At 46.9% G+C, this 17,313-nt stretch carries 19 protein-coding genes, 1 tRNA gene and 1 riboswitch; of the genes, 10 read left to right on the forward strand and 10 right to left on the reverse strand.

What is annotated here, in order from left to right:
* Positions 1-10 precede the first annotated feature (10 nt).
* A complete protein-coding gene (locus tag BUB52_RS00265) occupies positions 11-1,264 on the forward strand; it encodes a cofactor-independent phosphoglycerate mutase (protein WP_009122880.1) in 1,254 nt (417 codons plus the stop codon).
* The gene (gene thrC, locus BUB52_RS00270) at positions 1,261-2,562 is read left to right on the forward strand and encodes a threonine synthase (protein ID WP_009122881.1); all 1,302 of its coding nucleotides are present in this window, start codon (positions 1,261-1,263) and stop codon (positions 2,560-2,562) included. The genes BUB52_RS00265 and thrC overlap by 4 nt, the downstream gene beginning before the upstream one ends.
* 161 nt (positions 2,563-2,723) lie before the next feature.
* Here thrC and BUB52_RS00275 read toward each other — a convergent pair whose 3' ends face one another.
* Positions 2,724-3,044, reverse strand: a complete 321-nt coding sequence (locus tag BUB52_RS00275) for a type II toxin-antitoxin system RelE/ParE family toxin (RefSeq protein WP_009122882.1) — start codon at positions 3,042-3,044, stop codon at positions 2,724-2,726.
* Positions 3,029-3,196, reverse strand: coding sequence for a hypothetical protein (locus BUB52_RS15685; protein WP_009122883.1), 168 nt, complete (start codon positions 3,194-3,196; stop codon positions 3,029-3,031). Before BUB52_RS15685 ends, BUB52_RS00275 begins: the two co-directional genes overlap by 16 nt.
* A gap of 128 nt (positions 3,197-3,324) precedes the next feature.
* On the opposite strand from BUB52_RS15685, the gene BUB52_RS00280 reads away from it, so the two are divergent.
* Complete coding sequence (locus BUB52_RS00280; protein ID WP_009122884.1) at positions 3,325-4,266, forward strand: DMT family transporter; 942 nt, start codon at positions 3,325-3,327, stop codon at positions 4,264-4,266.
* Here the strand turns inward: BUB52_RS00280 and BUB52_RS00285 are convergent.
* Genes BUB52_RS00285 through BUB52_RS00295 form a run of 3 tightly spaced genes read right to left on the reverse strand, consistent with a single transcriptional unit; the run spans position 4,193 to position 7,720 of the window.
* Entirely contained in the window at positions 4,193-4,828 is a 636-nt protein-coding gene (locus tag BUB52_RS00285) for a thiamine diphosphokinase (protein WP_039951047.1), read from the reverse strand. The two genes, BUB52_RS00280 and BUB52_RS00285, sit on opposite strands and share 74 nt — an antisense overlap.
* A gap of 31 nt (positions 4,829-4,859) precedes the next feature.
* Positions 4,860-5,477 (reverse strand): nicotinamide riboside transporter PnuC, encoded by a 618-nt coding sequence (gene pnuC, locus BUB52_RS00290; RefSeq protein ID WP_009122887.1) that lies wholly within the window; start codon positions 5,475-5,477, stop codon positions 4,860-4,862.
* 8 nt (positions 5,478-5,485) lie between these two features.
* Positions 5,486-7,720, reverse strand: coding sequence for a TonB-dependent receptor (locus BUB52_RS00295; RefSeq protein WP_009122888.1), 2,235 nt, complete (start codon positions 7,718-7,720; stop codon positions 5,486-5,488).
* 35 nt (positions 7,721-7,755) lie between these two features.
* Positions 7,756-7,852: riboswitch (TPP riboswitch) on the reverse strand.
* 123 nt (positions 7,853-7,975) lie between these two features.
* On the opposite strand from BUB52_RS00295, the gene BUB52_RS00300 reads away from it, so the two are divergent.
* Positions 7,976-8,827, forward strand: a complete 852-nt coding sequence (locus tag BUB52_RS00300; RefSeq protein ID WP_009122889.1) for a mechanosensitive ion channel family protein — start codon at positions 7,976-7,978, stop codon at positions 8,825-8,827.
* A 92-nt stretch (positions 8,828-8,919) separates the two neighbouring features.
* Here the strand turns inward: BUB52_RS00300 and BUB52_RS00305 are convergent, their stop codons facing one another.
* Entirely contained in the window at positions 8,920-9,168 is a 249-nt protein-coding gene (locus BUB52_RS00305; RefSeq protein WP_009122890.1) for a hypothetical protein, read from the reverse strand.
* A 131-nt stretch (positions 9,169-9,299) separates the two neighbouring features.
* Between BUB52_RS00305 and BUB52_RS00310 the strand changes: the two genes are divergently transcribed.
* Positions 9,300-9,842, forward strand: coding sequence for a DUF2500 family protein (locus BUB52_RS00310; protein ID WP_039951049.1), 543 nt, complete (start codon positions 9,300-9,302; stop codon positions 9,840-9,842).
* A 191-nt stretch (positions 9,843-10,033) separates the two neighbouring features.
* Here BUB52_RS00310 and BUB52_RS00315 read toward each other — a convergent pair.
* The 3 genes from BUB52_RS00315 to BUB52_RS00325 form a co-directional block, all read right to left on the reverse strand.
* Positions 10,034-10,109: transfer RNA gene (locus BUB52_RS00315), tRNA-Lys, on the reverse strand.
* A gap of 79 nt (positions 10,110-10,188) precedes the next feature.
* Positions 10,189-11,319 (reverse strand): AI-2E family transporter, encoded by a 1,131-nt coding sequence (locus BUB52_RS00320; protein ID WP_009122892.1) that lies wholly within the window; start codon positions 11,317-11,319, stop codon positions 10,189-10,191.
* Positions 11,320-11,338: 19 nt separating this feature from the next.
* Entirely contained in the window at positions 11,339-11,944 is a 606-nt protein-coding gene (locus tag BUB52_RS00325) for a thymidine kinase (RefSeq protein WP_009122893.1), read from the reverse strand.
* 109 nt (positions 11,945-12,053) lie between these two features.
* Here BUB52_RS00325 and BUB52_RS00330 point away from each other — a divergent pair, with 109 nt between their 5' ends.
* The 5 genes from BUB52_RS00330 to BUB52_RS00350 all read left to right on the forward strand — a co-directional run bounded on the left by BUB52_RS00330 (position 12,054) and on the right by BUB52_RS00350 (position 15,691).
* The gene (locus BUB52_RS00330) at positions 12,054-12,602 is read left to right on the forward strand and encodes a hypothetical protein (protein ID WP_009122894.1); all 549 of its coding nucleotides are present in this window, start codon (positions 12,054-12,056) and stop codon (positions 12,600-12,602) included.
* Between the two features lie 12 nt (positions 12,603-12,614).
* The gene (gene rsmI, locus BUB52_RS00335; protein WP_009122895.1) at positions 12,615-13,289 is read left to right on the forward strand and encodes a 16S rRNA (cytidine(1402)-2'-O)-methyltransferase; all 675 of its coding nucleotides are present in this window, start codon (positions 12,615-12,617) and stop codon (positions 13,287-13,289) included.
* A gap of 34 nt (positions 13,290-13,323) precedes the next feature.
* Positions 13,324-14,202, forward strand: a complete 879-nt coding sequence (locus tag BUB52_RS00340) for a Cbp1 family collagen-binding glycoprotein adhesin (RefSeq protein ID WP_009122896.1) — start codon at positions 13,324-13,326, stop codon at positions 14,200-14,202.
* 83 nt (positions 14,203-14,285) lie between these two features.
* Positions 14,286-14,978: a YjjG family noncanonical pyrimidine nucleotidase gene (locus tag BUB52_RS00345; protein WP_009122897.1), complete on the forward strand. Its 693-nt coding sequence runs from the start codon at positions 14,286-14,288 to the stop codon at positions 14,976-14,978.
* A 56-nt stretch (positions 14,979-15,034) separates the two neighbouring features.
* Complete coding sequence (locus tag BUB52_RS00350) at positions 15,035-15,691, forward strand: MarC family protein (protein WP_009122898.1); 657 nt, start codon at positions 15,035-15,037, stop codon at positions 15,689-15,691.
* A gap of 141 nt (positions 15,692-15,832) precedes the next feature.
* On the opposite strand, the gene BUB52_RS00355 is transcribed toward BUB52_RS00350, so the two are convergent.
* The gene (locus BUB52_RS00355; protein ID WP_009122899.1) at positions 15,833-17,311 is read right to left on the reverse strand and encodes a SusD/RagB family nutrient-binding outer membrane lipoprotein; all 1,479 of its coding nucleotides are present in this window, start codon (positions 17,309-17,311) and stop codon (positions 15,833-15,835) included.
* Between the last annotated feature and the right edge of the window lie 2 nt (positions 17,312-17,313).

A 17,313-nucleotide genomic window follows, 5' to 3' on the forward strand; every position in this document is an offset into this window, starting at 1 on the left:
ATTTACAAAGATGAAACACATTATTATATTGGGCGACGGTATGGCCGACTGGCCTGTAAAGTCTTTGGGAAACAAGACTTTGTTGCAGGCTGCCAAAACGCCCTATATGGATAAACTCGCAGGGATGGGACGTGTAGGCAGGCTGAAGACTGTTGCCGATGGTTTTCATCCGGGTAGCGAGGTGGCCAATATGTCTGTTTTGGGCTATGACTTGCCGAAAGTATACGAGGGACGCGGTCCGTTGGAAGCGGCGAGTATCGGAGTAGACCTGAAGCCGGGTGAAATGGCGATGCGCTGTAATATTATCTGTATTGAAGGGGATGATATAAAGAATCATTCGGCGGGACATATCACGACCGAAGAAGCCGATGTACTGGTGAAGTATCTGCAGGAACATTTGGGCAGTGAGCGTGTGCGCTTCCACACAGGTGTGCAATACCGGCATTTGCTGGTAATAAAAGGCGGAGACAAGCGGATAGACTGTACTCCCCCGCATGATGTTCCCCTGAAACCCTATCGGCCGTTGCTGGTGAAGCCTATGCCCGGTACGGAGGGTATCACTGTTCCCGAAGGACAAGCCGATTTAACCCCGCAGCAAACCGCCGACCTGATTAACGACTTAATCATGCGGTCGCAGGAGCTGCTGAAAGAGCATCCCGTGAACAGGAAACGTGCGGCCGAAGGTAAAGACCCGGCTAACAGTATTTGGCCGTGGAGTCCGGGGTATCGTCCGCAGATGGAGAAACTCTCGGATAAGTTTCCTCAAGTGAAGAAAGGCGCTGTTATCTCTGCCGTAGACTTGATTAACGGTATCGGCTATTATGCCGGACTGCGCCGTCTGACGGTGGAAGGTGCGACCGGACTGTACGATACCAACTACGAGAATAAAGTAGCTGCCGCCCTTGATGCCTTGAAAACGGATGATTTCGTTTATCTGCATATCGAGGCCAGCGATGAGGCCGGGCACGAAGGAGATGTTCCCTTGAAGATGCTGACCATTGAGAACTTGGACAGCCGTGCCGTAGGTCCTATCTATGAAGCAGTGAAAGGTTGGGAAGAGCCTGTCGCAATAGCCGTTTTACCAGACCATCCCACTCCTTGCGAACTGCGTACGCACACCAACGAACCGATACCTTTCTTTATCTGGTATCCGGGCATCGAGCCGGACGAAGTGCAGACTTTCGATGAGGTTGCCGCTTGCAGCGGCAGCTACGGCCTGATGAAAGAAGATGAGTTTATAAACGAATTTATGAAAGAGTTATGAAATATTACAGTACCAACAAACAAGCCCCCGACGTTACCCTCGAAGAAGCCGTAGTGAAAGGGCTTGCCGCAGACAAAGGGCTTTTCATGCCCTTTACCATCAAACCGTTGCCGCAGGAATTCTACGACAGCATCGATACGCTCGGTTTTCAGGAGATAGCTTATCGGGTAGCGGATGCTTTCTTTGGCGAAGATGTTCCGGCAGACACATTGAAGCAGATAGTATATGATACATTGAGTTTCGACGTTCCTTTGGTGAAGGTGACGGAAAACATCTACTCCCTCGAATTGTTCCATGGACCCACACTTGCCTTTAAGGATGTAGGCGGTCGTTTTATGGCGCGTTTGCTGGGCTATTTCATCAGAAAAGAGGGTAAGAAGCAGGTGAATGTACTGGTTGCCACCTCGGGCGATACGGGCAGTGCCGTAGCCAATGGTTTCCTCGGCGTGGAAGGTATCCATGTTTATGTGCTTTATCCGAAAGGCAAGGTCAGTGAAATTCAGGAAAAGCAATTCACTACACTGGGACAGAATATCACGGCTCTTGAAGTGGACGGTACGTTCGACGACTGTCAGGCATTGGTGAAAGCGGCTTTCATGGACAAGGAACTTAACAGCCGTCTGCAACTGACCAGCGCCAACTCCATTAATGTGGCGCGTTTCCTGCCGCAGGCTTTCTACTATTTCTATGCTTATGCGCAGTTGAAGCGGGCGGGAAAGGCCGCTGATGCCGTAATCTGCGTGCCAAGCGGTAACTTCGGTAATATAACGGCAGGTTTGTTCGGCAAACGTATGGGACTGCCGGTGAAGCGTTTCATAGCATCCAATAACCGTAACGACATATTCTATCAATATTTGCAGACGGGTGCTTATACGCCGCGCCCCAGTATCGCTACGATTGCCAATGCCATGGATGTGGGCGACCCGAGCAACTTTGCGCGTGTCCTCGACCTCTATGGCGGTAACCATGCGGCTATCTCGGCAGAGATAAGCGGCGCTACTTATACGGACGAACAGATTGCCGAAACCATGAAAGATGTTTGGAAGAATGAGCGTTATTTGCTCGATCCTCATGGCGCATGCGGTTTCCGTGCATTGCAAGAGGGCTTGCAACCGGGCGAGACGGGAGTCTTCCTGGAAACGGCTCACCCTGCCAAGTTCAAAGACACGGTGGAGAATATTATCGGTGAAGCGGTACGGATACCGGAGAAGCTGCAAGCCTTTATGCGTGGCGAAAAGAAAAGTCTGCCCATGTCGAAAGACTTTGCGGACTTCAAGCGTTATTTGATGAGTATCTGATTACTCACTCTTTCTAATAAGATGGCGATACGCCAAAACGAGTATTAGTTCTCATCCCGTCATTCGGAACGAAGTGAAGAATCCCTTCTCCTTGCATACAAGAGAGGGAATTCTTCGCCGCAAGGTTCCTCTGAATGACGGGATGAGAACTAATACTCGTTTTAACACTTTGGGTTTTCTTTAAGAATGGTCTTTATCTTTCCGGCTTTGTGGCTGTTGTTCCAGAGCACCAGTACTTCTATTTTCAGAAGGCTGTGGCGGTAGAATAGCGTATAGTCGGGGTGGGGAGTGATATATCGTATATTATCCGCTTCCGTGGCTTGTCCGATAAAAGGATTTAGAGTAATGCGGTGGAGCGCATTTTGAAAGAGCGAATATATGACCTTTCCCTGCTCTTTATTCCCGTGCTTTTGCAGGGAGGACAGCAACAGATTTCTGAGCTCTTCTTTGGCGAGTGGCGACCAATTTATTTGTTTAACCATGACTCAGCCTCCTTATTGATGGTTATATTTTCTTGTCCTTCTCCGTTCTCCAGTTGCCGGCAGGCGGTTTGAATGTCTTGGCGTAAGCGGGTGGAGAACACGAGTACCTGTTTGGCGGGTTGTGACGTTTGTTTCGGTTCTGTTTCTTTCATTTTTCAGTCTCCTGTTTCCCTTAAAACGTTGTAAAGTTATGAATTGTTTAAGATAAGGCTCCGCTTGTTTCCGAACATTTTCCGGTACCGTACGTTCTCAATACCTCAAACTCAATGTAGATAGTCTCATGAAAGATAAAAAGCTGGAAGCCAATCTCAGTATGGTTGCATCCCGTGTCATGGCGGGTCTGAACATGAACGGATTGAAGTATTTGTTGCCTTTGTGGTTGGGAGCTTTAACGGGTGTCACCATACGGTGCGTGTTTGCGGCGGTGGCTTTTTGGGTGACGGGATGCTTCATAAAAGAAGCGGCGGTTACAAAAAAACAACGCCTCATGCTGTTCTGCCTGGGAGCGTTCGGGCTTTACGGATTTATGTTCTGCTATCTGCTGGGCATCAGCAAAACCACTCCGGTGTCGAGTGCCATATTCAATTCGATGCAGCCTATCTGGGTGTTTCTTATTTCGGTATTCTTTCTGCATGAGAAAGCTACGGTGATGAAGATTATCGGTATCGCTTTGGGTTTTGGCGGTGCGATGCTGTGTATCCTGACGCAGGGCAGCGATGATTTGGCACACGATGCGTTCACCGGCAATCTGCTTTGTATGATTAGCTCGTTTGTTTTTGCGATTTACCTGATTGTGAGCAAGAAGTTGTTGGAGAAGGTAGGAGTAGTGACGATGATGAAATACATCTTTGGCGGTGCGGCTGTTTCCGGAATAATCGTTTCATCCGTGATGGGGTGGGATGCGCTGATGTTTACAGATGCCTGGAGAGGCGAGTGGCACTGGACGGCATGGGCGGTACTTGCGTTTGTGCTTATTTTCCCTACTTATCTCAGCTATTTTCTGGTTCCTATCGGATTGAAGTACCTGAAGACTACCGTTGTCGCTATTTACAGTTATCTGATATTGGTAGTGACCACGGTTGTCTCCCTTGCTTTGGGACAAGACCGGTTCAGTTGGACGCAGGCCGTCGCCATTGCCATGATTTGTATCAGCGTGTACTTTGTGGAAGTGGCTGAGGGAAATTCAAAAAGACCAAATACTCCCCTTCAGCCTCAATCGTAAATTCTGTCCCGGTACATTCGTTGAGAGTGCCCTGCCACCAGTTGGTGAAGTCGCTGAGAGGATATACCAAACCAAGCCCATGCAGGTTGCGGGCATTGAAGTTGATGATGGATACTTGCTGCCCCGGCTGGCAGGCAAAGGTACGTGTGTCCCGGCAAGGGATAAAGACGCCATGGTCTGTGTAGGTACGAACATCGGCTCCTGCACGCATATAGTCCATGAGCAGGCTGATGTTTCCCAAGGTGTGGTCTTCGCGTTTGCCGGTGGCGCCTACGATGGCTATCCGGCGTTTGCCTTGTGATAACAGATAGTTGACGGCTTTCGTCTGGTCGTTCGTATCTTGTTCGGAAATGCGGTGGAGCAGATATCCGTACTTCTTGCGATTCTCCTCGCTGATGGAGTCGCCGTCACCTATAATAAGATTGGGGATATGTCCGTTCCGGATATATTCGTCCGCGCCGCCGTCGCAGCAGATTACGTAGGGAGCGTCCGCCAATATTTGTAAAGGCGGGGCGGCGGCAGGGTATTCTCCGTTGGCTAAAACTACAGCATCCACTTTCATAGTCGATAATTGATAAATCGGAATTTATAAATCATAAATCAGCCTCTTGCTTCACCATCTTCTTCCATTTGAAGTAGCCAAAGATAGCGATTATTGTGTAAAGGCCGTATAGTGCGGCGGTAAAATCAAGTCCTTTATAAATGTACAGACCTGTGCTTACAGCGTCTACGCCTATCCATGCCCACCATTGCTCCACGTATTTGCGTGCCAGCATCCACATGCCGACAATGCTGAGCGCGGTGGTAAAGGAGTCAAGCCACGGAACATTGCTGTCTGTAAAGTTGATAAGTATCCAGGCAATGCCCGCAAGAGTGACGGCAAATACCGCAACGAGCGGTAGCAGATACCGCAGCGGCATGCGGGTGATGGGTAACTCCTGTTGCCGGTTTTCCGCTTCCGAGGCTTTTCTTTTCAGGATGGTACGCCGCAGGAATGCTCCGTACTTCCACATCGTCCAGCCGTATATGGCGGCTCCGAGATAGTAGATGTTGATGCCGAAATCCGCGTACAGCCCCGCGTTGTAGTACACGAAGATGTAGATGGCGGGCATGATGATGCCCGCTATCCAAAGATAGATGCTTGCCCGATATTCCAGCCAGAGGTAGAGAAGTCCGACAAGTGTTCCGATAATTTCGAGTGTCTGCTCCATAATCAAGTTCAGAAACGCAAAGAGATATGTCCTAATACATTGGTACCGGCCTGCGCCGCATATCCTGCATAATTGTAGCGTACTTTCTGCCCGCCCTCGTAATAGAAACCGCTGCCTGCGTAGCCGTTGTTTTCGTACTCTTCATTGAAGAGGTTGTAGACGGTACAGCCTATGGTTACCGACTTTATTTTGGGTAACGTAAACGTGTATGATAAGTTCAGGTTGCTGACGAAATAGGCATCCAGAATATGGTCTTTACAGTCCAGGTTGCTCATGTATTGCTTGCTGACGTATTGTGATTGCAAAGCTGCTTCAAAGCCTTTGTAAGTATAGCCGAAGCGGTTGTTCAGCAGGAAGTCGGGAGAGAAGGCGATGTGAGTGTCGCCCAGATAGGTGCTCCACTTTTCGCCCGCCGGGTCTTCGTTCTCGTAAAGGGTTTCGGTGAAGTTCTCTACGCGGTTACGGCTCAAAGTGGCGTTGATGTCCCATTGGAAGCCGTAAGGCAGCTTTAAGCCTGCCATCAGTTCGATACCCATGCGATAGCTGTCGGGCACATTGGCGGCTACGGCTTCACCGATTTCATTCAGTTCGCCGGTCAGCACCAACTGGTCTTTGTAATCCATGTAGTATAGGTTGGCACCGAATGTCAGCCATGAATCGGCAAAGGTGTAACCCAGCTCGTAGTCGAACAAACGCTCTGCTTTGGGATGCTCGGTGAACTTGCCGTCCGTATAGTTGTTGCGCGTCGGCTCTTTGTGGGCTACGCTGAACGAACCGTATATCCGGTTGTTACGGTTGAGCTGCCACGACAGTCCGGCTTTGGGATTGAAGAAGTCGAACTTCTCGTGAATGGCGAGTTGCTGCAAGCCGTCATTGGTAACGCTGTTCCACTTGTCGTTCTGTCCATACATCTTATAAGAGATGTGGCGGTACTGCAAATCCGCATAGACATTGAGACCGTTGCGCAACTCGTAGTCGGCTTTCAGGTAGAGGTTACCGTCATTCTTGGTGGCATTGTTGCGGTAGTAGTCTTTGTCGGGGTCGAGGTTGCCGATGTAGTTCTTCACCCACAACACTTTGCCGAAGTGGTCGCCGTCATAGCGGTTCAGCCCGCCGCCGAGGGATGCGTGAAGGCGGTCACCCTTATAATTAACGGAGAAGATACCGCCGCCGAAGCGGTTGTCCATTGCTTTTTTGCGGATAAGGTCGCTCTCGTTTACGGTTTCACCGTCGTGTTCGTACGGAAGCAGGCCGTATTCCACCAGCTCGCGTCCGTCTTTGTACTCTTGATAGTAGCCGTCTCCTTTGGTGTAGTGCAGACCTGCGTTTACATTCCAGGCGGAAGTGAAGTTGTGGTTGAAAAGCAGCTGATAATTCTTCTGTACGTAATTGTCAGTCTGGTCTTCGTAGAAGTGGTCTATGCCGTTGTCGTCGGTGTACATATACCCGCAGGAGTTGTAGCGGCGGCCGTATTTTTCCATTTCTTCTTTGCTGGCGTAATTCCAGGCATGGTAAGTGCGTTCTTTACCGCCGAACGTTATCAGTTTGACAGAGGTGTTGTCGTTGTAATACCCGCCTTGCAGGTAGTAAGAGTTCAGCCCGACCGATGCGCGGTCGATATATCCGTCCGAACTGATATTGGACAGGCGGGCGTCGAAAGACCAATGCCCGTTGATAAGTCCCGTACCCGCTTTTACCGTTTCTTTGTGCGTATTGAACGAGCCGTACGAACCGTTCAGCTCGGCATACGGTTTCAGCGAGAAGTCTCCGGTCTGCATGTTGATGCTGGCTCCGAAAGCTCCTGCGCCATTGGTGGAAGTTCCTGCGCCGCGTTGTATCTGCATGTCTTTGACGGACGATGCGAAGTCGGGCAGGTTCACCCAGAATACATTATGGCTTTCGGCATCGTTGATGGGAATGCCGTTAGCGGTGACGTTAATGCGGGTTCCGTCTGTGCCGCGAACTCTTAACGTAGTGTAGCCGATACCGGCTCCGGCATCGCTGGTGGTGATGGCGGAAGGTGTCATGCTCAACAGATACGGCAAGTCCTGACCGAAGTTCTGCTTTTTAAGTTGTTCTTTGTTGATGTTGGTAAACGCCATCGGAGTGGTTCCTGTGGCACGTGTGGAGATAATCTCTACCTCCTGCAAGTCTATCACTCGCAGACTGTCTTTTTCCTTTGTCTGTGCACAGACATTCAGCGCTGCCATAAACAGACATGCCGCCATTGCATACTTTCTCATTTGCAATTTAAACTATTAAAGATGAATACAGAAAAGGGGAACTTTTCTTCTTTTCCCTCCGCCGGCACTACCCGGATCAGGTCAATGGGTATGTTCTCAGCCCGTCATATTAGGGCACCCCTTAGTTGAAATCGGGTGCAAAAGTATCTCTTTTGGCCGAAAGGTACAAATAATGTGAACGGAAAATAGATTTATTTGTTAATTTTGCATTCAGTAATTTATAAACTATAAATCATTATGTTATCATCTTTATTAATGGCGGTGTTTGTCGTCCAGGCTTCTGAAGAGGGCTTCAGCAAACTTCAGATTTTTATGCAGCAACTGATAGACTGGGGAGTGGGAGCCGGCGGCCGTATCATAGGAGCGGCTATCATCTTTGTGGTGGGACGTTTCCTTATTTCTTTCATCAAAAAGCTGGTGTCCAAACTTCTTGTGAAGCGGAATATCGATGCAAGTATTCAGAGCTTCGTCAAGAGCCTTGTGAACATACTGCTGACAATTCTGCTGATTATAGCCGTTATCGGTAAGTTGGGGGTCGAGACGACTTCGTTTGCCGCTTTGCTGGCGTCTGCCGGTGTGGCGATAGGTATGGCGCTGTCCGGTAATCTGCAGAATTTTGCCGGCGGACTTATCGTTTTGTTATTCCGTCCGTTCAAGGTGGGCGACTGGATTGAAAGTCAGGGTGTATCCGGTACGGTGCGCGAAATCCAGATATTCCATACCATCCTTACTACGTCCGACAATAAGGTGATTTATATTCCCAACGGCGCTTTAAGCAGTGGAACCGTGATTAATTACAGTCGGGAAGACACCCGTCGCGTGGAATGGATTATCGGTGTGGAGTACGGCGAGAATTACGACAAGGTGGAAAGTACCGTGCGCCGTGTACTTGCGGCAGACAGCCGCGTATTGGATACTCCGGAACCTTTTGTGGCCCTGCATGCTTTGGATGCCAGCAGCGTGAACGTCGTTATCCGTGTTTGGGTGAAGAGCAGTGATTACTGGGGAGTTTATTTTGATATGAACAAGACCATTTATACTGTATTCAACGAGGAAGGAATCGGTTTCCCGTTCCCGCAGTTGACGGTACATCAGGCAAAGGATTGATAAGGAATCCGAATACGGAAGAAATATGATACAAAAAGGAAGCTGCATTTTTTGATGCAGCTTCCTTTTTGTATCGATGTACATACATTGTTTTACATTTCGTATACTCCGAGTTCTTCTTCCACTTCTTCGCAAATATTTTGCTCAAGATGGAGCAAACGATTTATTTCCCTTCGTTTGTCCAAGTCGGTGAAATAGCTCTCTACTACTGCATACAGATTGAATCCTGTTGTGGACCCTGCGGCCAGCTCCAATGACTCAACCAGCTGCTCTACTGCCCGGTGAATGCGTTTCTTGTCAATGAAATGCAATTCATTACTATGAATCAAGTTTTTTTCCATGATGGTTGCTTCTTTAAGTTAGTATGGTTATAACGTTCCGTCGGGTAAGTTAGTTCATGCGGAATGCGGTACGGGAGAATTTGTTATGTCGCTTTTATTTTTATATTTGCAGGAAAATACAAATTGAAGCGATGGGAACTCTGTTTATTAAAATATTACGCATTTTTGTTGTCTTGGTTGTGTTGTTTTCGGGCGCTATGGGATATGTGATTTCCGAGAAAACGTTGGCAGCCTGGTGGATACCCGTTGGCGTAGCATTGGCGGCGGGCATGCTGACGCTTCCTCTCTACCGGAAATGGATATGGCTGACGACTATGGAGAACAGAATTGTGAATGTGCTCTGCCATTTGGTATGCGTAGGTTCCGTCTGCTATGTATTGTTCCTTGCCGGCAACTACCTGTCGGCGGATGCCGCTTCCGAGCATGAGGCAACAGTAACCGTACTCGATAAACGTATGGAGCAGCATGAAAAAAGGCGTAGGGTAGGAAAACACCGCTATGTGTCCGATGGCATGCGCTATGAATATTATCTGGAAGTTGCCTTTGATAATGGTAAGGTGGAGACATTGCATGTTTCTCGTGCCGTCTACCGGAAAGCACGGAAAGGGAAGCCGAAAGTGCTGTCTTTAATTCGGGGCGGATTTGGACTTCCGGTCATAAAGAAGGGAATATAGTAACGGACAAAGCTTTGTTAATGGCGGCTGGTTTTGTCCCGTGAGCTGAATAATTTCGTCTTGCGGGACGAAATAAATCCTCCCGCGGGATGAAATAATTTGGCTCGTGAGACGGATTTATTCGTTCCGTAGGACGGATTTGTTATTGGTATGTGATAAAAAAAGAGGAAGCCATGTGGTAGCTTCCTCTTTGGTGATCCGCTTGGGGCTCGAACCCAAGACCCCAACATTAAAAGTGTTGTGCTCTACCTGCTGAGCTAGCGAATCAATCCTTATTGCTGTTAAGCGGGTGCAAAGATAGGTACTTTTATTGAATATGCAAGGCTTGTGACGAAAAAAGTTTGCATTATTCTTGCTGTTCGCTTTCTTGTGTTTGATTATCAGATGGTTCTGTCTTATGAATATTTTCTCTGTTGATAATGAAACGTTGGTAATAGGAAAGCATTAACGTCGTAAGCGGGAGCGCGATAATCATTCCCAACATCCCCATTAATGAGCCCCATATAGAAAGTGACAATAGAATGATAGCGGGATTTAGTCCAGTAATTTTTCCCATGACGCGCGGTACGATGAATCCGTCTTGAATAGCTTGCACTACAATGAATACCGCCATGGCCGAGGCGATGATTATCCAGAAATTCCCACCCGTGTCGGACGCTTTCAGGATTGCCAGTATGATGGTAGGAACAAAACCTATGATTTGAAGATAAGGCACCATATTCAATGCTCCGATGAACAGCCCGAGACCTATGGCCAGCGGGAAGTCTATGATGAGGAAGCCTATACTGAATAAAATACCGACGCATAAAGCTACGAATGCTTGCCCGCGGAAGTATCTGTTCATACCTACTTTTACGTCGTTCAGTATGCCCACTACGAAAGAACGGTATTTCAGGGGCACGAGATGTGTCCAGCCTTCAGCGATACTTTCATAGTCCAATAAGATGAAGATGATGTATAGCAGGATGATGAATATAGTGAATACGCTGAATAATAGGTCGATGGAATCCGATAGTAAAGACCATAGACGGGGAACGGCCTCTTTGAGCGCATCCAGCAGGTTCTCTTTATTGAATAGTTCGGTTATGAATTTGACATCGATATTATCCCGTAAGAATTCGGAAAGAGAGGTTGGCACATTGCTGTTGTATGTTCCGTGCGAAAAGTATTGAACCAATAAGGCCTGTACTCTGCCGCACTCCTGTATCATGGGGGGAACTAACAGATAGAAAGTTCCGGCACCTACAATCAGGAGCGCCAATAATGCGCAGAATATGGATACGATCCTGTTCTTTAACTTTAGCCTGTACTGGAAGAATGTGACCAGCGGATATATCAGATAGGCAATAAGCCAGGCGATAAAGAAAGGCAATAGAACGCTGCTTAAACGCTTCAGAAGCATCAATATGCCGATAATGATAACTCCTAAAATGACACCGCGGATAAAACTGTCGAATGTAATCTTTTTACGTTCCATAGACTTCTGTGTTAATTTACTAATCGCTTGCTGCTTGCCGGTCTTCCTTTATCGCTTGTAAATAGCACTCGCGGCACAAAGGCTCGTATTCGGCTGTTTCACCCAGCAGTACTTGCTTGTCGTTTTTCACGGTACGGTGGGAGAATGAGGCGAGTTGGCCGCATTTTACACAAATGGCATGTACTTTGGACACCTCGTCCGCAATGGCGCACAGTCCCGGCATGGGCCCGAAAGGGTTGCCGCGGAAGTCCATGTCCAGTCCGGCTACGATGACACGTATACCGTTGTTGGCAAGCTGGTTGCATACATCGATCAGACCCTCGTCAAAGAATTGCGCTTCATCAATGCCCACTACGTCTATCTCGGACGTGAATAACAGAATACTTGCCGATGAGTCTATCGGAGTGGAAGATATGGTGTGGCTGTCGTGCGATACGACATCTGCTTCCGAGTAGCGCGTGTCTATTGCAGGTTTATATATTTCGACACGTTGTTTGGCGAACTTGGCACGTTTCAAACGGCGTATAAGCTCTTCAGTCTTGCCGGAGAACATAGAGCCGCATATCACTTCGATTCTCCCTCTGCGTTTGGTTTCCTGTATGTGGTCTTCCGAGAATAATACCATGTTTTTAAGTGTTATATTCAGTCGCAAAAGTAATGATTTTGTTTGCTTCCAGGTATTTTTTCATTATTTATTTCTACATTTGTACCATTAATACGGACGGGAGAAGGATATGCAAGCATTATTGAATGATATAGAACTGGATGTTCAGGAATTGAAATGTTTGATGCAGTCGATATCCGCCGATGCAAATCCTGTGTTGAAGATAGTTGCCAAAAGGAATATCCATCAAATGCAGGAACGGCTGGATGCGCTGACCAAATTGCTGGATGCCGCTTTTGTGATAACTCCGGCGGGACAGATCGCTCCTGATACCGTGCAGGACATGACCGAATCGGACGTTGTTTCCGAACCTGTGGCAGAACCCCCGGTTGAAACGGCTCCCGTTTCGGATATCGCAGCTCCCGCTTCGCCGATTTTGGCCGAACGTATTAAACCGGCTAAGGACTTACGCCACGCTATCAGCCTGAATGATTCGTTCCGCTTTACCCGCGAACTGTTTAACGGGGATACGGCGCGTATGAATGAAGTGGTACGCCGGTTGGGTGAGGCTTCTTCTTTGGATGAGGCGATGGCTGTTTTTATATCAACGGTTCGGCCGGACGAGGAGAATGAGGCGACGGCGGATTTTGTGGAACTTCTCAAGAAGTATTTCAGTTAAAAAGTAGCGGATATGGGAAAACTTTATGTGGTGCCTACACCGGTAGGAAATTTGGAAGATATGACTTTCCGTGCGATTCGCATTCTGAAAGAAGCGGATTTGGTACTGGCCGAAGATACACGGACTTCCGGAATATTACTGAAGCATTTTGAGATAAAGAATGCGATGCAGTCTCACCATAAATTTAATGAACATAAAACGGTAGAAAGTGTTGTAAATAGAATAAAGGGCGGTGAAACCGTAGCGCTGATATCGGATGCGGGTACTCCGGGAATCTCCGATCCGGGTTTTCTGGTAGTTCGCGAATGTGTCCGCAACGGTATTGAAGTGCAATGCTTGCCGGGGGCTACAGCCTTCGTTCCGGCATTGGTGGCTTCAGGATTACCTAACGAGAAGTTCTGCTTTGAGGGCTTTCTCCCTCAGAAAAAAGGTAGGATGACACGGCTGAAAGGGCTGGCGGAAGAACGCCGGACAATGGTCTTTTATGAATCCCCCCACCGTTTGGTAAAAGCGCTGACGCAGTTTGCGGAATATTTTGGTGCGGAGCGGCAGGCATCCGTCTCTCGTGAAATATCTAAGATACACGAAGAAACGGTACGCGGTACTCTCACCGAATTGATAGAACATTTCACCGCCAACGAACCGCGTGGTGAGATAGTGATTGTAGTAGCAGGAATAGACGATTAAATAACTTCATTAACAAAACGTAAAACAAAAGCGTATGAAAAAGTTAGCTGTTTTAATTGTATGTGCGGCCGTTATGGCTTCATGTGATAGCTTCTCTGGCGGTAGCAAAGACCAGTTGAAAGCTGAAAACGATTCTCTTTTGATGGAATTGACTCAGCGTAATGCTGAATTGGATGAGATGATGGGTACTTTCAATGATATTTCGGAAGGATTTCGCCAAATCAATGCGGCAGAGAGCCGTGTGGACTTGCAGCGTGGTGCGGTTGCAGAGGGTTCTCTGAATGCAAAACAGCAGATAGCCTCTGATATTGAATTCATTCGCAAGCAGATGGAAGAAAACAAACAGCAGATTGCGAAATTGCAGTCTATGCTGAAAAGTAGCAAAACCAATTCTTCTCAATTGAAGAAGGCTGTTGAATCTTTGACGCAGGAGTTGAATGCGAAAACTCAGCGTATTGAGGAACTGCAGGCTGAATTGGCTTCCAAGAATATCCGTATTCAGGAACTGGATGCTGCCGTAACAGATTTGAATGCTGTTAAGAGTGAGCTGACTGCTGAAAATGAGGCAAAAGCTAAGACTGTGGCAGAACAGGATAAGGCGCTCAATACCGCTTGGTTTGTATTCGGAACGAAGAAAGAATTGAAAGATCAGAAGATTTTGAGCGGCTCCGGTCTGTTCAAGAAGGGTTCGGTTTTGAAAGACGGCGATGTCAATAAGGATTATTTTACTCAGGTTGATATTCGTACCACTAAAGAAATCAAATTGTATTCTAAGGATGCTGATATCCTGACTACTCATCCTACCGGTTCTTATGCCTTGGAGAAAGATGATAAGGGTCAGTTGACTTTGAAGATTACCAACCCGAAAGAGTTCTGGAGTGTTTCCAAGTATTTGGTAATTCAAGTGAAATAGTTACTTGATTGATAATTGATGGGGCTGTTTCAAAAGAGCGTTTGTCGGCTTGCTTTTGAAACAGCCTTTTTAGTATTCTCTTTATGCCTTATAAAAATCTTTTTTTCGATTTGGACGATACGCTTTGGGCGTTCTCTGCCAATGCTCGTGATACATACGAAGAAATGTACCGGAAGTATGATTACGACCGTTTCTTTGACTCTTTCGAGCATTATTATTCACTCTATCAGCGTCGTAATCTGGAGTTATGGGCAGAGTATGCCGATGGTAAAGTGACGAAAGAAGAGCTAAACCGCCAACGCTATCTCTATCCATTGGAGGCTGTGGGAGCAGGTGACTCCGCTTTGGCAGAAGCATACGAAAAAGACGCTCTCGCAACGATTCCTACCAAAAGCAAGTTGATGCCTCACGCGCGTGAAGTGTTGGAATATCTTTCGGCGAAATATAATTTGTATATTCTTTCAAACGGATTTAAAGAACTCCAGTTCCATAAAATGCGTTCGTCGGACATTGATAAATATTTCAGGAAGGTGGTTCTTTCCGATGATATCGGAATCCTGAAACCTTGGCCGGAGATTTTTCATTTTGCTCTTTCGGCAACCCAGTCCGAACTGAATGATTCGCTGATGATTGGAGATAGTTGGGAAAATGATATTGCAGGAGCTGCCGGCGTGGGAATGCATCAGGTGTTTTATAATCTGTCCGGGCGTACGGATTTGCCTTTTACTCCTACCTATCAGATTACGGATTTGAAAGAGTTGTTGGATTTATTGTGACATTGGGAGATTAGTTGTACTTTTGCTTTCAATGATAACCGTATAAAACTACCATTATGGAAACTCTCATTCCTTTTGCATTGTTGTGTTTCACTTCTTTCTTTACATTGACGAATCCTTTAGGTACGATGCCTGTCTTTTTGACGATGACACAGGGAATGACGGAGAAGGAACGCCGTTCTATCGTCAGCCGCGCCACATTGGTCTCGTTTATAACTTTAATGGTCTTTGTCTTCGCCGGACAATTCCTTTTCAAGTTTTTCGGTATCTCGACGAATGGTTTCCGAATAGCGGGTGGCGTTATCATTTTTAAGATTGGATTTGATATGTTGCAGGCACGCTATACGCCGATGAAGTTAAAAGACGAAGAAATTAAGACCTATGCGGATGATATTTCAATTACTCCCTTAGGTATCCCGATGTTGTGCGGTCCGGGTGCTATTGCCAATGCGATTGTACTGATGCAAGATGCGCATTCTTTTGAGATGAAAGGGGTGCTTATAGGTACTATTGCCCTTATTTATTTTCTTACATTCTTGATATTGAGAGCTTCCACCCGTTTGGTGAATTTATTGGGTGAGACCGGTAATAATGTGATGATGCGTCTGATGGGGCTGATTCTGATGGTGATTGCCGTGGAGTGTTTTGTTAGCGGAATGAAGCCGATATTGGTGGATATAATTAAGGAAGGGTATTTGGGGATAGTTAAATAAGTAGGTTTGGAAGTTGACGTTCTATTATAATGGAGGTGTGTCAAAACTCCCCTTGTATCGAAATCACCCCCGCTACGACTATCTGTGGCGAGGGTGATTTTCTATTTATGAGAGTTTCGATACCCCCTCATCTATTTGGAGTTATTTACCTCCGTTTATCCATGTCTTTTCAGAATAGATATAAGAACCGTCGCCGTAAGCTTCTTTCACATCTGGATTGCCGATGACTGCACTGTTACCATAGGGTAAACGTTCCGGATAGCGATTGATACCGCTTTGGGTATTTCTCGGATTAGTCAGTATTACATATTCTTCACCCATTGCTTTCAAACGGCGTAAGTCGTTGTAAGTTTCCACTTGTTCATCCAGTGCTTGCGCCACATACTTCTGTTCGAAAAGTTTTTGAAGTGTCGGTGTACCCAAAGACATTGCATAGGCTTTTGCTGTTGTTGCGGCAGCAGGCACAGTGGCTTCATCTCCAAACCAAGTCAGAATTTCCGTAACAGAAGCCTCTACTGCTTTTTGATACGCTGAGGTGGCATCAATGTTTGAACGTAGTTGAACTTCCGCCTGAATGAAATAGAGTTCGGCCTTACTCATGATATGAACGGGTTGTGAACCAAATAAATACCATGTTGGCTGATATTGCATTACTCTGGCATCATCTACCGTCTTGGCAATAGTTTCATCTCCCGGAGTATAAGATTCTCCCAAAGCATTCAGGTAATAATCCAAACGAGGATCATTTGTAGCTTTCATCAGATCTGCTACAGTCTTTGAGGGTGCTGTGTACTGACGGCTGAAAACATAGGCACTCCATGGATTGTCGCATGTAGAACCATTAAATCCTGTAACCGTAAATCCTTCGAATCCATTGTCTATAGCTTGTTGTACCGCTGTCGCTACTTCAGAAAGCACGTTGGGTTCTACTGCCAGTTTATGCAACAGGTAGCGTGCTTTCAGCGCATGAGCAGCTGCGAGCCATTTAGATGCGACACCTTTGTAGGCAATGTCTTGGTTGCCGGCATTTGTCATACTTTTACCTTTTTCCAAGTTACTGATGGCTTTGTCGAGTGTAGCCAGAACGCCGGTATACACATCCTTCTGCGCATCTAATTTGGGTTGCAGATTACCTTGCCCTTGTACAGCTTCGCTGTAAGGGATATCACCGAACATATCGGTCAGAATACCGAAGTTTACAGCTTCCAATACTTGTGCCATTCCTAGTATATCAGACTGTCCTACATTACCCGGTACTTCATTCTCTATTTTACTCTGCATTTGGCGTATATTCTGTAAGTTGCCATAGATGGAGTTCCATACATTATTAAAGGTGGTAGAAGCTGCCCATTCGCTTGAGTTACGCATTTCGGCAAACATTAATTGATTGTTACCCATACCTATCTCTTGTTCGTTGAGTGAGGAAAGGTAAAAAGCAAAGTCACCCGATACGGTACTGAAACCTGTGGACATAATGGCATCTGTCAGCTGGAGTACTGCCGGGACCGCTTCCGGTGAAGGATGTTCATTGTCCTTGTTGATACGGTCAAATGCATCTTCCGTACATGCTGTCAGTCCGAGAAGAACCACCGTCAAAGTCATGAATATGTATTTTTTCATAA

The organism is Bacteroides clarus YIT 12056, assembly GCF_900129655.1.
GTDB classification, from domain to species: domain Bacteria; phylum Bacteroidota; class Bacteroidia; order Bacteroidales; family Bacteroidaceae; genus Bacteroides; species Bacteroides clarus.

Coding starts and splice junctions, on each gene's coding strand:
- BUB52_RS00265 (WP_009122880.1), top strand. CDS start 11: ATGAAACACATTATTATATTGGGCGACGGTATGGCCGACTGGCCTGTA.
- thrC (WP_009122881.1), top strand. CDS start 1,261: ATGAAATATTACAGTACCAACAAACAAGCCCCCGACGTTACCCTCGAA.
- BUB52_RS00275 (WP_009122882.1), bottom strand. CDS start 3,044: ATGGTTAAACAAATAAATTGGTCGCCACTCGCCAAAGAAGAGCTCAGA.
- BUB52_RS15685 (WP_009122883.1), bottom strand. CDS start 3,196: ATGAAAGAAACAGAACCGAAACAAACGTCACAACCCGCCAAACAGGTA.
- BUB52_RS00280 (WP_009122884.1), top strand. CDS start 3,325: ATGAAAGATAAAAAGCTGGAAGCCAATCTCAGTATGGTTGCATCCCGT.
- BUB52_RS00285 (WP_039951047.1), bottom strand. CDS start 4,828: ATGAAAGTGGATGCTGTAGTTTTAGCCAACGGAGAATACCCTGCCGCC.
- pnuC (WP_009122887.1), bottom strand. CDS start 5,477: ATGGAGCAGACACTCGAAATTATCGGAACACTTGTCGGACTTCTCTAC.
- BUB52_RS00295 (WP_009122888.1), bottom strand. CDS start 7,720: ATGAGAAAGTATGCAATGGCGGCATGTCTGTTTATGGCAGCGCTGAAT.
- BUB52_RS00300 (WP_009122889.1), top strand. CDS start 7,976: ATGGCGGTGTTTGTCGTCCAGGCTTCTGAAGAGGGCTTCAGCAAACTT.
- BUB52_RS00305 (WP_009122890.1), bottom strand. CDS start 9,168: ATGGAAAAAAACTTGATTCATAGTAATGAATTGCATTTCATTGACAAG.
- BUB52_RS00310 (WP_039951049.1), top strand. CDS start 9,300: ATGGGAACTCTGTTTATTAAAATATTACGCATTTTTGTTGTCTTGGTT.
- BUB52_RS00320 (WP_009122892.1), bottom strand. CDS start 11,319: ATGGAACGTAAAAAGATTACATTCGACAGTTTTATCCGCGGTGTCATT.
- BUB52_RS00325 (WP_009122893.1), bottom strand. CDS start 11,944: ATGGTATTATTCTCGGAAGACCACATACAGGAAACCAAACGCAGAGGG.
- BUB52_RS00330 (WP_009122894.1), top strand. CDS start 12,054: ATGCAAGCATTATTGAATGATATAGAACTGGATGTTCAGGAATTGAAA.
- rsmI (WP_009122895.1), top strand. CDS start 12,615: ATGGGAAAACTTTATGTGGTGCCTACACCGGTAGGAAATTTGGAAGAT.
- BUB52_RS00340 (WP_009122896.1), top strand. CDS start 13,324: ATGAAAAAGTTAGCTGTTTTAATTGTATGTGCGGCCGTTATGGCTTCA.
- BUB52_RS00345 (WP_009122897.1), top strand. CDS start 14,286: ATGCCTTATAAAAATCTTTTTTTCGATTTGGACGATACGCTTTGGGCG.
- BUB52_RS00350 (WP_009122898.1), top strand. CDS start 15,035: ATGGAAACTCTCATTCCTTTTGCATTGTTGTGTTTCACTTCTTTCTTT.
- BUB52_RS00355 (WP_009122899.1), bottom strand. CDS start 17,311: ATGAAAAAATACATATTCATGACTTTGACGGTGGTTCTTCTCGGACTG.